Raw genomic sequence first — 14904 nt, 5'->3', positions numbered from 1 at the left:
TTGACGGGGGAGATACTAGCCATAATAGCGCTTTTATTATAACGGACTTGAATCTAAATGGGGCAAAAAGGATATTCATTTAATAAATGTTGTCATCATTTAATATATGCAAGGTAAATACAGCAAATTACTCCTAATTACGTCATAATATACTGAAGATAGACTAGGTTTGAAGATAGGAGCGTTGAATGCCACGTAAGAAAGAGGTCGTTAGTGGAACTTTCGTCAAGTATGATGCGGTAGTTCTCGGTTCGGGCCCTGCGGGTGAAGGCGCAGCAATGAAACTTGCCAAATCTGGCAAGCGTGTTGCAATTATTGATATACGTGAGCAGTTAGGTGGTAACTGTACGCATGTAGGAACTATTCCAAGTAAAGCATTACGTCAAACAGTATCGAGTATTTTACGTTACCAGCGTGACCCGATGTTCCAAAAAGTGGGCGACTGGAAACAGTTCACCATGAAGCAAGTGTTGCGTAATGCACATAAAGTGATTCAGCAACAGGTTGAAACACACTCTCGTTTTTATGATCGCAATAAAATTGATATTTATCATGGTCGTGCTTACATTCAAGATAAAAATACCGCACTGATTTTCAGTGAAGACGGTATTAAAGAAACCATTATTTTTCAGCAATTGGTGATCGCGACAGGTTCGCGTCCGTACCGTCCAGCAGCGCTTGATTTTAATCATCCACGTGTATTTGATTCAGACAAAATTTTGGATCTTGATTTCCCAATCCAAAAAATCATCATTTACGGTGCTGGGGTTATTGGTTGTGAATATGCCTCGATCTTCATTGGGCTGGATCATAAAGTTGATTTGATCAATACACAGCACAAATTATTAAGCTACCTTGATGACGAAATTTCTGATGCCTTGTCTTACCGTTTGCGTGAACAGGGTGTATTGATTCGTCATAATGAACAACTGGATCATCTTGAAACATTTGATGATCACGTGGTGATGCATTTACAAAGTGGTAAGAAAATTAAAGCCGATGCCATTTTATGGTGTAACGGCCGTTCGGGTAATACCGATGGTTTGGGTCTTGAAAATGTAGGGATTAAACCAAACAGCCGTGGTCAGTTAACAGTGAATGAGCATTACCAGACTGAAGTAGAAAATATCTACGCTGCCGGTGACGTGATTGGCTGGCCATCACTTGCTTCTGCTGCTTATGACCAAGGTCGTTGTGCAGGTTCAAACATGAGCGGTGAAGATGTTGCACCAGTAACGGATATTCCGACAGGTATTTATACCATTCCGGAAATTTCATCGATTGGTAAGACTGAACAACAATTGACTGAAGAAAAGATTCCTTACGAAGTCGGGCAAGCGTCTTTTCGTCATTTAGCGCGTGCACAAATTACTGGCGATACTGTGGGTGAATTGAAGATTTTGTTCCATCGCGACACGCTGGAAATTTTAGGAGTGCATTGTTTTGGTAATAATGCTTCAGAAATTATTCACATTGGTCAAGCGGTGATGAAGAGTGGTAACAACACGATTAAATATTTTGTTGAAACCACATTTAACTATCCGACTATGGCGGAAGCCTACCGTGTAGCAACTTTAAATGGTATGAACCGTTTGTTCTAAGATGTGTTTAATTCTTAGATTTTAAAACCCGCAAGTGAGCTTGCGGGTTTTTTTTATGGAGAATAAAAGCCAAATTTTAACAACTATAAAATGAGTAGGATAAGAGTGAATTCATCAACTCTGTAGACTGTATGAGTTGTGACAACCCGCAATAAAATCAACTCAATCCAGTTTGGTTAGTGGATAACAATATGCTTAAATTTTTAGCGCTTTTTGCTCATTTCAGATAACAAATCGAGTTGTATTTCTTGGATCTGAGCCAATCTATCCCACTGGTGCATTAATAGATGATCTAATTTTTCATGCAAATGTTGAATTTCAAGCTCGGCTTTTAAGTTGATTTGATAATCATTTTGTGAACGCAATCGGTCTTTTGCTTCCTGTCTATTTTGGCTCATCATAATCACCGGTGCTTGTATAGCCGCTATACAGGACAGGATTAAATTTAATAGGATAAAAGGATAAGGATCAGCAGGATGCGAGACCATAATCACAGTATTGACAATAATCCACAGGGCTAAAAAAATAGCAAAACAAATCAGAAAAGACCAACTCCCCCCGAAAGACGCAATTTTATCTGCCAGCCTTTCCCCTAATGTCCACTTTTGATCTAGCTTGGTTTCAACATTTTTCGTGATAAGTTCATGCTGTTGCATACTGTTAATCACTTCATACTCAAGATCAGTCACTTCACCTTTTTCAGACTTTAACAATGAGTGAACATACTGTATTCGATACTTGGTTAAATCTGCTTGGCAAATATAGCTATGAGGTGACCATTCTGGAAAATCGTGTGAAATTGCTTCTGTAATGACCTTGCGTACTGTACCCATGGGGATGAGATTTTTTAGAGGGTAATGTTTTGCACAAACCATGCATTTATAGCATTCATTTTTTTCATTCATAAGCGCGCTCTTTTTTAATAATCCTGAAATAATTGAATAAATTTTTATCGATTGTATTTTAAACACATTTGGGGTTTTTCACTGCCTATATTATTAATTTTTTCTATGGCAAATATAGAGTTCAGTAAGTTCTTGATAATGTAGCTTAGTCATTTTTGCGGCAAGGGGTAAATTGACCCAAAGCTGAACCATATTTAGTACAGTATTATTTTGAGCAAAATCTTTGCAATATTGAATTGAGCAATTTAAATGCTTAAACGTGCAGAGCTAGCTTGAGCATCATAATTCACCAATTCCACTTCACTTCGTGCATTTAGTCCAAGCGCTTTGCGACCACTTTCAGGGTGGGTGCGTAGCAATGGATGTGGATAAGCGTGCCCAATAATCGGTTGATCTTTAAAGCGGTATAGCGGACTTGAGCCATAACCATTGGTATCATTGTGAATCTGTTGTCTGCGTACAAAGGGGTTATAGGTGATCAGTTGCAACTCATCAATATGTTTTTGAGTATCACGGTCTAAAACTTCATAAGCCTTAAGGGTATTAAACCATGCGGTTTGACCACCATCTTCTGGAAGTTCTATGGCATAGAGTAATGAGCCGAAAGAAGGTTGTGGGGACCATAGATGATCGGCATGCAGTGAAAGCTCACCATGCCCAGTATAATCGCCTTGTCTCACTGCATTAGACACAGGAACGACATCAGGTGGAGTTACCCGTATCCGATTATGTTGCCAGTACAGGATTATCTGCACATAGATTAGTGTTAAACTTTTAATATAAACAGCAAAAGAAAGTAGTTTTTTTCTGTTTAAGTGCTTATTTTTAAACATTAATGTGGACAGAACGCTTGATTGAAATATTCAAACAGTTGCGGTGTTTTAAACCACAATAGAATGGCCAGACTGAGTAAACCTACTATTGCTAGGCCAATCAGGCTTTTTAAGCCGCGTATAGAATCAGTCATGAATTACAGCCTCCTCATTGACAAAGAAATGTACCAGCACACCCACTAGACTCAGCACGATCGAAAAGATCCAGACCATATTGTAATTGCCGGTCATATCGTGATTGAGACCACCGAGCCATCCGCCAAAAAATGAACCGACTTGATGGGTGAAAAAGACCAGACCGCTGAGCATGGAGAGGTATTTTACTCCGAACATATTCGCGACAATACCATTGGTGAGCGGTACCGTAGATAGCCAGAGTAATCCCATAATCACCCCAAAGGCATAAATTGTCCATGTGGTTAAAGGGAGTGCCAAAAAGCCAATAATCGCGATGCCACGAAGGCCATATAATCCCATCAATAATTTTGGCTTGGAATATCTTCCACCGAGCCAACCTGCGCTGTATGTACCGACAATATTAAATAAACCGATTAAAGCCAGAAAAATGGTTCCGGTGGTTGCATTGAATCCATGATCAATCAGATAGCCGGGTAAATGAATGCCAATAAATACCACTTGGAAACCGCAGACAAAAAAGCCCAAGGCCAAGAACCAAAACGGGGTATGGTTTTTGGCAATCACCAAGATTTGTTTAAAACCTAAAGCGGGTTTATCGACATCTGATGATGCCTGAGGAGCGACATACATCGGTGCTTTTAGCATCCATGCCAAAGGAATAATCAGGGCAATGAAAATGGCACTCACTACCAAGGCTGCTGACCAACCAATGTTTTGTAAAAGCAGTAAGGTCGATGGCAACATAATAAATTGCCCAAAAGAGCCTGCTGCACTGGCAATCCCCATTGCGAGGCTACGCTTTTCAGGATGAGCAGCACGTCCCACAGCAGAAAGTAATATCGGGAAAGATGTTGCAGATAAGGCTAAGCCTAAGATTAAACCCACGCTTAAATTTAGCATTAAGCCTGTGGAGCTGACTGCCATAAGCAATAAGCCGATGCTGTATAAAGCGCCGCCTACAGCCACCACAATCTTACTGCCATACTTGTCCGCAAAAGCACCGGTGATGGGTTGTACCGCACCCCAGATTAAGTTCTGCAGCGCAATGGCAAGGCTAAAGACATTATGCCCCCAACCAAACTCATGACTCATGGGTACCAGATATAAACCAAAAGCATGTCGTACACCCAGTGATAACGCCAGAATCAGCGCACTTCCAATTAACATGTAAATAAGAGGTTTGGAAAAACGGATATCTGACATAATTCATCCATGAAGCAATTGCGGTTGTCACTATGGTATTAGATTCTCAATAGTGAAGCGATTAAATAAAATTTAAACAAAAGATAAAATTAAGTTATAGAACGTTTTATGAAATCAAAAAAAGACGACATAAAGCCGTCATTTTTTCAAAGATAAACTTAGAAGCGAATACCCACACCTGCATAAGCCAAGACTGGGTTGATTTCAATATCGGCTTTAGAGCGGATTAATTCACCGTGGGTCGCATCAGTCACGGTAATCGTGGTTTCATTTTTCATATGCGCGTAGGAAACTGAACCGACTGCAAACCATTTATCATTAAAGTCATAGGTGAACCCAAGTGTGGCGATAGGCGCAATGGCATCGGTTGCTTCCAGATCAACTTTGGGATTGGCTTTGCTCAGTTTACCCTCTAGAGAAGCACCTGCATTACCTTCTTTGATATTGGCAATCATATGACCCGCCGCAATTAAATCTTGTTCTGTACGCGGATTAATTTCTAGTTCGTTAAAATAAGCATACATGACGCCTAAACCGACATAAGGGCGGAACTTATTCACACCGGTTTTACCAAAATGATATTGCAATTCAAATGCAGGCGTCCATGCACGGGCTGTAGCAGCAGGACCATTGGCTTCTAAATCTGTAATAAAGATATCATTTTGCAGATCAATATTCAGAAATTCCAGAGGTAACTTGCCAATTTGTGGGGTTGCTACTGCAGAAAAAGGTGCATAAATTTTGCCTTTACCTTGCAAGTCGACTTTAGGGGGAATGCCGGCTTTCATTTCAAAGGAAATATTATCAGTAAAGAAATAGTTGGTCAAAATGCCGAGAGTCGTAACATCATCTGCCTCTAAGCCTGTCCCGGAGTTATGCCATTCCTCTAAACCTTGGATCTTTGCACTACCACTGAGTTCGCTGTCTAATTGACCACCTGTAAGAAAACCTAAACCCTTTAATACGGTCGCCAGTGCTTTTTGGTCTACTGCGGGATTTAGGTTATTTAATACGGTATTGACTTGAATATCGCCATTTTTGGAAACTTCCCCATTTTCAACCGCAGTATTGACTTGGAAGGGTTGAGCCTTCCCTTGCGGCATGACATGCAGTGCACCGACAGATACAGAAAAGCGTTTAAATCCATCGCCATCTTTTAAACTAAAATAGGGTGAATCGGCATAACTGATTGCAGGTAGAGCAGCAAGAGACGAGATAATACAAAGTAACGACTTGTTCATTTAGGGACTCCATGTCCATTTTACATTTTTAAGTTTTTTTCTAATGGCTATTATATGGTTGAAGAATCACCTAAATGTTACTTAAAAATATAATTCTGGTTGTGTTCCTGTAAGATTTTTGCTTATTTGTTATCAACAACATAGAGAAGAATAATTTTTTGTAACTTTATTTTTTGCTAATAGGTAAAGTTATAAGCCGGTTGAATGAAAGATAATAACGCGAATATTGGGATATTTTTAAAGCATTTTAATCACTAACTTAAAGCTGATGCGAAGTCAGACCTCATTATTTACGCCGTCGGTGAAGCATTGAATAAGGTAGGGATATGAAGCATCTAAAATCGTATCTCGCACTTGGAGACATTTTTCCGTACAATATGTCTCAGAAATCCTTGAGTGAATCACATGAGCACCCAAAATACTCCCAAGAAAAAACCATTGGTCAATTTGCCTTTCCCAATTAAAAAAGAGAATGGGCAAAATGCTGATGAAGTGTTAGAAGACTTGCGTCCCCGTCCAGAGCGTTATGTTGATCGTACCTGGATGCCACCTCGCGGTACACGCCGTTCGATGGGAAAGCGCTAAGCTTTCAAATAAAAAAAGCCATGGTTTTTGCCATGGCTTTTTTTATTTGACTAACGCGATACATGTCACTTAATCAAATCTCATTAAACGTTGGTTTTCTTGCTGTTCAGATAGTAATTTCTTTTATTCTGATACATCGTCATGTCAGCACGTTTTAGCATCTCTTCCATACGTTCATCCGCATAATTGGTGGCATAACCGATCGACAGACTGATCTGTTGAGTGGAATAAAACTGGTTGTCTACCAATAAAAGTTCTTGCAGGCTTTGCAAACAGTTTTGTAGCGCGGCTTCATCCGCACCCGGCAACAGGATAACAAACTCGTCGCCGCCAATTCGGCAGGCAGAATACAGGGTTTGCTGAACCACCTGATTCAATACATTGCCCATACGTTGTAATAAACGATCACCGGCATCATGACCTAAACTGTCATTCAGTTCTTTTAATCCATTTATATCCATAAAAATACAAGACACAGGACGCTGTATATTGCGTTGTAAATAATTTAATTCAGTTGTATAAAAAGAACGGTTATACAGTTTGGTCAGCACGTCATGCTTACCTAGATATTCCAGATATTTTTCAGCTTTTTTACGTGCGGTGATATCCGTGAGCGCAACCTGAACCATTCCCCAATTATTCAGGTAATCCGGGAATACCGTAAATTGCAGCAGTACGTGGCGGATGCTGCCATCAAGTGCATAATTCACCGCTTCACGCTGATGATGAATATTGCCATTCCAGAGCTCGATTAATTGCTCTCGAAAAGTCTGGGTCATTTCTTGGGCAAAAACTTTGTGCATATTTTTAAACAAAACGTCTTTATTGGGCGCACCAAATAATTCAAGCGTGGCCTGATTGACATCAATGATCAGAATGTCTTTGATACATTCATTGATGAAATCATTATGCACATCCAGAAAAGTACTGAAGTCTTCAATACCTAAATGGCGTAATTGATCTAATTTAACTTTAATTTGGCTGAAATCCTCCACCCAAAGTGAAGTGGGTGAATACGTAAAACGGGCTTCGGCAAGATGTCGGCTTTTTTCTTCAAGACGGCAGGCTTCGGTATAAGAGGTAATATCTTCAGTGGTAATTAATAGTAACGATAAATCATGTTCATGTTGCGGCAGGACAATACCCTTAAGCTGAATATCCAGGCGCTCTCCAGTCAGGTTGTAGTTCACTGCAGAATTGGAAAACTGGGTTTCGCCATTCCATAAAGCAAGCAGCTCCTTGATATGGGTCTTGCTCATATCTTCTTTAAAAATTAAATCAAGATTTTGATGCAAATGTTCAAAGTCTTTGGCTTGATACAGTTCCAGAGTTTTAGAATTTACTTTTAATAATTTAATTTTTCTTGCACATTGCAGAATACGCGATTCATCTTGCTGGAGAAAACCTAACAAATCTTCAATCCCCTGACTGCGCCAGAGATCAAATTGCTTTTTGACTTCACTAAAGTCTTCTAGCCACATGGCAATGGGGGACAGTTCAAAAAAGGGAGAATCCAACATTTCCATTCCAGAAGCTCGACATTTTTATTTAAATTTAATAATGCAGTATAAGGGTAGGAAAATGATTTTAAAATAACGTGATAGGTAAAATAATATTTTTACTAATAAGGATTAAGTCACAAAATATTCTATTTCTTTACTAAAGAAGCCAACTTATAAATTGGCTTCTTTTATTGAAATTAAAAATTAGCGATTTTTTCTGCGTGCTTTATTTTCAGGTTTTGGGGCAGGAATTTCCCGTTCGCCTAGCCAGACATCAATAAAATCTTTTTCATTAATGTTGTACAGTTCAAGTAAGGCTAAAATTACGCCGCCAAACATCATCGAACCTTCAGAGTTACTTTGCCATTCAAATATTTTCCCGTTTAACACATGCAAAATATCTGAAACTTCAAAGCTACGATCACGACCGTTACTGTCGGTTGGGTAAATTTCTGTATTTAAAATAATTCTTGCAGCACTTTTTTCGCTTTCTGACAAATCTAGACCAGTAACCACGTCATCATCACGGGTGGAAAAAATCACGTCATCGGTAAAAACCGTTCTTAAGAAATGACGGGTCAGCTTGGGTAAGGCTCTTTCTACAAAAGGACGGAATGAACTTGGGAAAATCACATTATGGGAAATGCCCTTAAACATCGGCGCAATCTCTTCAGTTTTATAACCGGCAATCCCACAACCCACCGAGGTGATGAAATAAGTGATCTTGGGATGATTTTTGGTATATATCTTGAAATCATCAATATAGTGCTGAATTTGTGACAAGGGCATTTGTTGCAAATGCTCATTCATGGTCGGAATAGCATAGCTTTGACCGGACCAACCGCGACCCACACCGGTAATCGCACCAAAGTGCTCAAGCGCAGTACGTGCAGCTCCACCTGAGTGCAGTCCTGCCATATTGCTGCCAAAAACAAACACCGTATCTTCAGGTAAGCTTTTTATAATATTTTCATCGTGATAGTGATATGACATAGGTGAATACAATCGTGATGGTCTTTCTTCATGTTGCAATTGAAAGAGCAGATGGTCAAGTGAAAGAATCAGTATTTTTAAATTTAGTCTACAGATCATAAATGAAGATAAATTTTTCAACCTGTTTCAACCATATTTGCTTATAAAAACTGATTTAGGAACCAGACTTTATTCTGTTGGTTTAAAACTGTTAAGAGATAAAAAAAGAAAACGGAAAATATAAAACATCTAAAGTGGTGAAATATACAAATATAGATATCCCGATATTGCATGTTGAGCTTTAGCCCTCATATTATTGGAATTGTATTATTGTATAGAAGCTGAAAAACATGTCGGATAGTCAACAACCTTTTGAGTTAGTGACCAGCTATCAACCTGCGGGTGATCAGCCGCAAGCCATTGAAAAACTGGTCAATGGTATTGAAAAAGGCTATCACGACCAGTTGCTATTAGGGGTAACAGGTTCAGGGAAAACCTATACCATGGCCAATGTCATTGCCCGGACCCAACGTCCCACTATTGTCATGGCGCACAACAAAACCTTGGCTGCACAGCTGTACGGCGAATTTAAGTCATTTTTTCCGAATAATGCGGTTGAATATTTTGTCAGTTATTACGACTATTATCAGCCAGAAGCCTATGTTCCATCTTCCGATACTTTTATTGAAAAAGATTCTGCCATTAATGATCATATTGATCAGATGCGTCTTTCAGCAACGCGGACATTATTAGAACGTCGCGATGCCATTATTGTGGCTTCCGTTTCTGCAATTTATGGTTTGGGTGATCCGAATGCCTATATGAGCATGTTGCTGCATATTGTGCAGGGCGATCGAATTAGCCGTGATGATATTATTCGCCGTCTAGTCGAGATGCAATATACCCGCAATGAACTCGAATTTTTACGTGGTACTTATCGTATTCGCGGTGAAATCATGGATATTTTTCCGGCCGAATCGGATCAGAATGCAATTCGTATCGAACTGTTTGATGATGAAGTTGATTCCATTCGCTGGTTCGATCCATTAACCGGAAAAATGGTACGTAAAGTACCGCGTGTCACCATTTATCCTAAAAGTCATTATGTGACACCGAAAGATAATCTGCAGCGTGCTATCGGTACCATTCGTGAAGAACTGAAAGAGCGCTTGGTGTTCTTTCGCGAGCATGACAAATTATTAGAAGCACAACGGATTGAACAGCGCACCCGTTATGATCTGGAAATGATGCAGCAGTTGGGCTATACCAACGGGATTGAAAACTATTCACGCCATTTATCCGGTCGCCCAGCGGGTGAAGCACCACCGACCTTGTTTGATTATATTCCTGACGATGCTTTACTGATTATTGATGAATCACATGTGACGGTTCCGCAAATTGGCGCGATGTATAAAGGTGACCGGTCACGTAAAGAAAATCTGGTCAATTATGGTTTCCGTTTGCCGAGTGCTTTGGATAACCGTCCAATGCAATTTGAAGAATGGCAGCGCATAGTTCCGACCACCATTTATGTCAGTGCCACGCCGGCAAAATATGAGCTGGAAAGATCTGAGCAAATTGCCGAGCAGGTCGTCCGTCCAACGGGTCTGATCGATCCCGAAATTGAAGTTCGTCCGGTCCTGACCCAAGTCGATGACGTGCTTTCAGAAATCAATCTGCGTAAGGATATAGATGAACGTGTATTGGTTACGACGCTAACCAAGCGTATGGCGGAAGATTTAACTTCATATTTAAAAGAATATGGAATAAAAGTCGCTTATTTACATTCGGATATCGATACCGTAGAACGGGTAAAGATTATTCATGACTTGCGTTCAGGTGTGCATGATGTGCTGGTCGGGATTAACCTGTTACGTGAAGGTCTGGATATGCCAGAAGTATCTTTGGTGGCGATTTTGGATGCCGATAAAGAAGGCTTCTTGCGATCAGAGCGTTCACTGATTCAGACCATTGGTCGGGCCGCGCGTAATGTGAAAGGTAAAGCAATTTTATATGCTGACCGTATTACTGATTCTATGCGAAAAGCGATTGACGAAACCGACCGACGTCGCGCTAAACAAATCGAGTTCAATACGCTACATGGGATTACGCCGCGCAGTACTAAGCGTCAAAATAATAAAGATATCGATACCGGTGAAGTGCTGACTGATGATCAGATTGATGCAAATATATCGGATCAGGCCCGTGCTTTAAGTGCAGATGAACGTCATATTCTGGCCGATCCTAAGTTGCTGGCGAAGCACATGTCTAAGCTGGAAAAAGAGATGTTGAAAGCATCGAAAGAATTGCAGTTTGAGCAGGCAGCACGACTGCGCGATGAGATTGTCCGCCTAAAAGCACAGATGTTAAGTTAAGTAGAAATGAAGTAGAAAATTAATTTTTTACTGCAAAATCATTACATAACACTACAGTATCACTGAGCTGGAATGGTTATTTTTAAATTGAGATTCACTTTATAACTCTTAAATTTTGACTTGAAAGGTAGCTTTATGACAACGAATGATCTTCCTAAAGCCAGCTTTAAACTGGCTAAAATTGCGTTAGGCGGAGCCGTACTCATTGGCTTGGGTATGGCAACAATGGCTTATGCACAAACCAAGCCTTTGCATACTGTTGAGAAAGTCGAATTAGATAAATATTTAGGCGTTTGGTATGAAGTTGCCCGTAAGCCGATGTACTTTCAAAATAAGTGTGATCGCGATGTAACTGCTACTTATACCTTAAATGAAAATGGCAATGTTGGGGTAGATAATCGCTGTTATAGTAAAGATGGAAAATTAAACCATTCTGTCGGTGAGGCATTCATTCAAAATGCGCCATTTAATACCAAGTTGAAAGTCAGTTTCTTACCGGAATCTGTTCGCTGGTTGCCGGTAGGACGTGGGGATTACTGGATCTTAAAAATTGATGATGCTTATCAAACGGTATTGGTCGGTGAGCCACGCCGTAAATATCTCTGGGTGCTGTCTCGTTCAGCACATCCAGATCAAGCCGTGGTCAAGGAATATCTAGATTATGCCCAATCAATAGGCTATGACATTGGTGATGTGATTCATACTAAACAAACCCAGAAATAATCTTAAAATATTGACGAATAAAACCATGCTTCGGCATGGTTTTTTATTGCATGGTTAAATTGAAGGGTGAATTATAAAGTTTTCTTTGAGTGTAATGTTTATAATGCCGGCGAGATAAATCCAGAGATACAAGATGTATAAAGGCGTAGCTTTGTCAGTATTGGCATCGGTCACTTTTGGGGTTTTGTATTTCTACACCCAATTTTTGAAACCGCTTGATAGCGAACAGACTTTTGCTTGGCGCATGTTGGCTACACTACCATTTTTAACGTTATTTATGTGGTGGACAGGTGATTTAAAACATATTACAGAAATTTTTAAACGAATTTTCAAGCAACCAACTTTATTGATCTGGCTGATCATCAGTTCACTTTTATGCACCACCCAGCTTTGGTTGTTCTTATGGGGACCAATAAATGGACGGGGCTTGGAAGTGTCTTTAGGGTATTTTTTGCTCCCCTTGGTGATGGTGCTGATTGGTTGTGTACTTTACAAAGAAAAACTGTCCAGATGGCAGACTGCAGCAGTTCTTTTTGCCAGTCTGGGTGTAGGGCATGAATTGTGGCGTATCGGTGGTATTGCATGGGAAACGGTGTATGTTGCTGTGGCTTATCCAGTTTATTTCTTTTTAAGACGGGCTTTTAAAACTGACCATTTGGGTGGTTTTTGGTGGGATTTATTGTTAATTCTTCCCGTTGCTATTTATTTAGCCACAGTGTATAGCGACTCTTTGGCTTTAATGGGTCAATTTCCACACTTGATCTGGGCGATTTTGGGATTGGGCTTTTTGAGTGCCTTGGGATTGGGAAGTTATATTCTGGCGAGCCGATATTTGCCCTTTGTGATATTTGGATTGCTAAGCTATCTCGAACCGGTATTGCTGGCCTTTGCTTCCATTGCATTAGGTGAAAGGTTAGAAACGGCAGAATGGTTAACCTATATTCCAATTTGGTTGGCAGTGTTACTTCTGGTGATCGAAGGTGCAATTCATCTGTGCAAACAACAGCAAAAGCAAAAGGCTTTAGCCCAAAATCTGGAAAATTATCCCGATCGTTTAAAGTAAGTGCGCTGGATTTTTGAATTCTGTTTGATAAAGCAACATTTGAACCCGATGTATGGTTTTACAATAAAATGTGGTGGTGTGCGGCTTTCGGTATGAAAATCAAAAAAATAATTACAGCTATTTCGTCAATTTATAATGAATATAGAGCAAAATATGCGAGCCAGAATGAGCTTTTGATTCAAACTTCCCGATAATTCCTTTACAATTGTGGGGTTTTGAAATTTATGCCTAGATATACAATTAATTAGAGGACGTATCTGTGAGCAAAGAGACTATCATCGCCCTACATGCAGATCACCAAGGTCGCTGGAAAAACCGTGAAGAAATCGCGGAACATATGATTGCCTTGATTGGTCAGTTGTATCGTGAAAAAAATATCGTGACTTCTGTATTCGGTCGTTCTTTAGTTAACCGTTCAGTTATCCAGATTTTAAAAGCACACCGTCGTACCCGTGTGATGGATGTTGAACTTTCTGTGGTTAACACTTTCCCAATCTTAGAAGCATTGGCTAAAGTTGAGAAAATTGGTTCTGCTGAAATCGATCTAGGTAAACTGGCTGTTGAATTTAAAGAAAAAGGCGGCGACATCGATGCCTTTGTTGCTGATGCCGTTAAATCTTTAGAAGGTAATCCTGCAACTGTTGAACCTAAAGATGTTGTTCTTTACGGTTTTGGTCGTATCGGTCGTATCCTTGCCCGTTTGATCATTGGTCAATCTGGTTTGGGTCGCGGTTTAAGCCTTAAAGCAATTGTTGTACGTAAATCATCTGATGGTGATTTGGAAAAACGTGCATCTTTACTTCGTCGTGACTCAATTCACGGTCCATTTGCGGGCACCATTTCTGTAGATGAAGAAAATGAAGCAATTATTGCCAACGGTAACTTCATTAAAGTCATTTATGCTTCAAGCCCAAGCGAAGTGGATTACACTGCTTATGGTATCAATAACGCTCTAGTGATTGATAACACCGGTAAATGGCGTGATGCAGAAGGTCTTGCTGAACACTTGAAATGCCCGGGCGTTGCTCGTGTGGTATTGACTGCACCAAGTAAAGGCGAAATGAAAAATGTGGTGTATGGCGTAAACCATACTGATATTTTAGATGAAGACAAAATCATTTCTGCTGCAAGCTGCACAACCAATGCAATTACACCTGTATTAAAAGTGTTAGATGACAAATACAAAGTGCTGAATGGGCATGTTGAAACTGTTCATTCTTTCACCAATGACCAGAACTTGATCGACAACTACCACAAGGCAGATCGCCGTGGTCGTGCTGCGACTTTGAACATGGTGATTACTGAAACTGGTGCTGCGAAAGCGGTTGCTAAAGCACTTCCTGCGCTTAAAGGCAAGTTGACTGGTAACTCGGTACGTGTTCCAACGCCTAACGTATCGCTTGCTATTCTGAACTTAACCCTTGAGAAAGAAGTTGATCGTGAAGAAGTGAACGAATACATTCGTCAAATCTCAATCAACTCAAGCCTTCAAGGTCAAATCGGTTATACAAATTCGACTGAAGTTGTATCTTCTGACTTTATCGGTTCACGTACTGCAGGTGTATTTGATGCGCAAGCAACAATCACTTCAGGTACTCGCCTAACTGCATATGTTTGGTACGATAACGAAGTAGGTTACAGCTGCCAAGTATTGCGTATCGCTGAACAAATGTGTGGCGTAAGCTATCCAAAAGTTCCTGCTGAAACAAATGCATAATTTGTAAAGTAGTAAAAGAGCTTCATTTGAAGCTCTTTTTTTGTCC

13 protein-coding genes are annotated in these 14904 nt (G+C 40.1%); 6 read left to right on the top strand and 7 right to left on the bottom strand.

Annotated features, from left to right (window positions below; all coding sequences use genetic code 11):
- The first annotated feature begins 188 nt into the window (after positions 1 to 188).
- Positions 189 to 1601: a Si-specific NAD(P)(+) transhydrogenase gene (sthA, locus tag E0H80_RS06745; protein WP_131364327.1), complete on the top strand. Its 1413-nt coding sequence runs from the start codon at positions 189 to 191 to the stop codon at positions 1599 to 1601.
- A gap of 203 nt (positions 1602 to 1804) precedes the next feature.
- On the opposite strand, the gene E0H80_RS06740 is transcribed toward sthA, so the two are convergent.
- From E0H80_RS06740 to E0H80_RS06725, 5 genes are all read right to left on the bottom strand, one after another.
- On the bottom strand, positions 1805 to 2506 hold the full coding sequence (locus tag E0H80_RS06740) for a DUF1003 domain-containing protein (RefSeq protein ID WP_131364325.1): 702 nt from the start codon (positions 2504 to 2506) through the stop codon (positions 1805 to 1807).
- 245 nt (positions 2507 to 2751) lie between these two features.
- Positions 2752 to 3339: a TauD/TfdA dioxygenase family protein gene (locus E0H80_RS06735; protein ID WP_131364323.1), complete on the bottom strand. Its 588-nt coding sequence runs from the start codon at positions 3337 to 3339 to the stop codon at positions 2752 to 2754.
- Entirely contained in the window at positions 3339 to 3473 is a 135-nt protein-coding gene (locus E0H80_RS16980) for a hypothetical protein (RefSeq protein ID WP_265937220.1), read from the bottom strand. The genes E0H80_RS06735 and E0H80_RS16980 overlap by 1 nt, the downstream gene beginning before the upstream one ends.
- On the bottom strand, positions 3466 to 4680 hold the full coding sequence (locus tag E0H80_RS06730) for an MFS transporter (RefSeq protein WP_131364321.1): 1215 nt from the start codon (positions 4678 to 4680) through the stop codon (positions 3466 to 3468). Before E0H80_RS06730 ends, E0H80_RS16980 begins: the two co-directional genes overlap by 8 nt.
- 158 nt (positions 4681 to 4838) lie before the next feature.
- Positions 4839 to 5921, bottom strand: coding sequence for an OmpW/AlkL family protein (locus E0H80_RS06725; protein ID WP_131364319.1), 1083 nt, complete (start codon positions 5919 to 5921; stop codon positions 4839 to 4841).
- 405 nt (positions 5922 to 6326) lie between these two features.
- Here E0H80_RS06725 and E0H80_RS06720 point away from each other — a divergent pair, with 405 nt between their 5' ends.
- Positions 6327 to 6506 (top strand): hypothetical protein, encoded by a 180-nt coding sequence (locus E0H80_RS06720; RefSeq protein ID WP_131364317.1) that lies wholly within the window; start codon positions 6327 to 6329, stop codon positions 6504 to 6506.
- Positions 6507 to 6589: 83 nt separating this feature from the next.
- Here E0H80_RS06720 and E0H80_RS06715 read toward each other — a convergent pair whose 3' ends face one another.
- Positions 6590 to 8032, bottom strand: coding sequence for a sensor domain-containing diguanylate cyclase (locus E0H80_RS06715; protein WP_131364315.1), 1443 nt, complete (start codon positions 8030 to 8032; stop codon positions 6590 to 6592).
- Positions 8033 to 8212: 180 nt separating this feature from the next.
- Complete coding sequence (locus E0H80_RS06710; protein ID WP_131364313.1) at positions 8213 to 9001, bottom strand: hypothetical protein; 789 nt, start codon at positions 8999 to 9001, stop codon at positions 8213 to 8215.
- Between the two features lie 329 nt (positions 9002 to 9330).
- On the opposite strand from E0H80_RS06710, the gene uvrB reads away from it, so the two are divergent.
- From uvrB to E0H80_RS06690, 4 genes are all read left to right on the top strand, one after another.
- Positions 9331 to 11355 (top strand): excinuclease ABC subunit UvrB, encoded by a 2025-nt coding sequence (uvrB, locus tag E0H80_RS06705; RefSeq protein ID WP_131364311.1) that lies wholly within the window; start codon positions 9331 to 9333, stop codon positions 11353 to 11355.
- Positions 11356 to 11490: 135 nt separating this feature from the next.
- Entirely contained in the window at positions 11491 to 12078 is a 588-nt protein-coding gene (locus E0H80_RS06700; protein ID WP_131364309.1) for a lipocalin family protein, read from the top strand.
- Between the two features lie 133 nt (positions 12079 to 12211).
- Positions 12212 to 13141, top strand: a complete 930-nt coding sequence (gene rarD, locus E0H80_RS06695; RefSeq protein WP_131364307.1) for an EamA family transporter RarD — start codon at positions 12212 to 12214, stop codon at positions 13139 to 13141.
- A 259-nt stretch (positions 13142 to 13400) separates the two neighbouring features.
- Positions 13401 to 14858, top strand: a complete 1458-nt coding sequence (locus E0H80_RS06690) for a glyceraldehyde-3-phosphate dehydrogenase (protein WP_131364304.1) — start codon at positions 13401 to 13403, stop codon at positions 14856 to 14858.
- The last annotated feature ends 46 nt before the right edge of the window (positions 14859 to 14904 follow it).

Source organism: Acinetobacter sp. ANC 4779, assembly GCF_004331055.1.
Lineage (GTDB): Bacteria > Pseudomonadota > Gammaproteobacteria > Pseudomonadales > Moraxellaceae > Acinetobacter.
Note: the sequence above shows the minus strand (reverse complement) of the source record. Positions and strands in the feature narration are given on the sequence as shown.

Bases quoted from the DNA above. Each gene is read 5' to 3' on its own strand.
- E0H80_RS06730 (WP_131364321.1), bottom strand. From the start codon at position 4,680: ATGTCAGATATCCGTTTTTCCAAACCTCTTATTTACATGTTAATTGGA.
- rarD (WP_131364307.1), top strand. From the start codon at position 12,212: ATGTATAAAGGCGTAGCTTTGTCAGTATTGGCATCGGTCACTTTTGGG.
- sthA (WP_131364327.1), top strand. From the start codon at position 189: ATGCCACGTAAGAAAGAGGTCGTTAGTGGAACTTTCGTCAAGTATGAT.
- E0H80_RS06725 (WP_131364319.1), bottom strand. From the start codon at position 5,921: ATGAACAAGTCGTTACTTTGTATTATCTCGTCTCTTGCTGCTCTACCT.
- E0H80_RS06700 (WP_131364309.1), top strand. From the start codon at position 11,491: ATGACAACGAATGATCTTCCTAAAGCCAGCTTTAAACTGGCTAAAATT.
- E0H80_RS06720 (WP_131364317.1), top strand. From the start codon at position 6,327: ATGAGCACCCAAAATACTCCCAAGAAAAAACCATTGGTCAATTTGCCT.
- E0H80_RS06740 (WP_131364325.1), bottom strand. From the start codon at position 2,506: ATGAATGAAAAAAATGAATGCTATAAATGCATGGTTTGTGCAAAACAT.
- E0H80_RS16980 (WP_265937220.1), bottom strand. From the start codon at position 3,473: ATGACTGATTCTATACGCGGCTTAAAAAGCCTGATTGGCCTAGCAATA.
- E0H80_RS06710 (WP_131364313.1), bottom strand. From the start codon at position 9,001: ATGTCATATCACTATCACGATGAAAATATTATAAAAAGCTTACCTGAA.
- E0H80_RS06715 (WP_131364315.1), bottom strand. From the start codon at position 8,032: ATGGAAATGTTGGATTCTCCCTTTTTTGAACTGTCCCCCATTGCCATG.
- E0H80_RS06735 (WP_131364323.1), bottom strand. From the start codon at position 3,339: ATGTTTAAAAATAAGCACTTAAACAGAAAAAAACTACTTTCTTTTGCT.
- uvrB (WP_131364311.1), top strand. From the start codon at position 9,331: ATGTCGGATAGTCAACAACCTTTTGAGTTAGTGACCAGCTATCAACCT.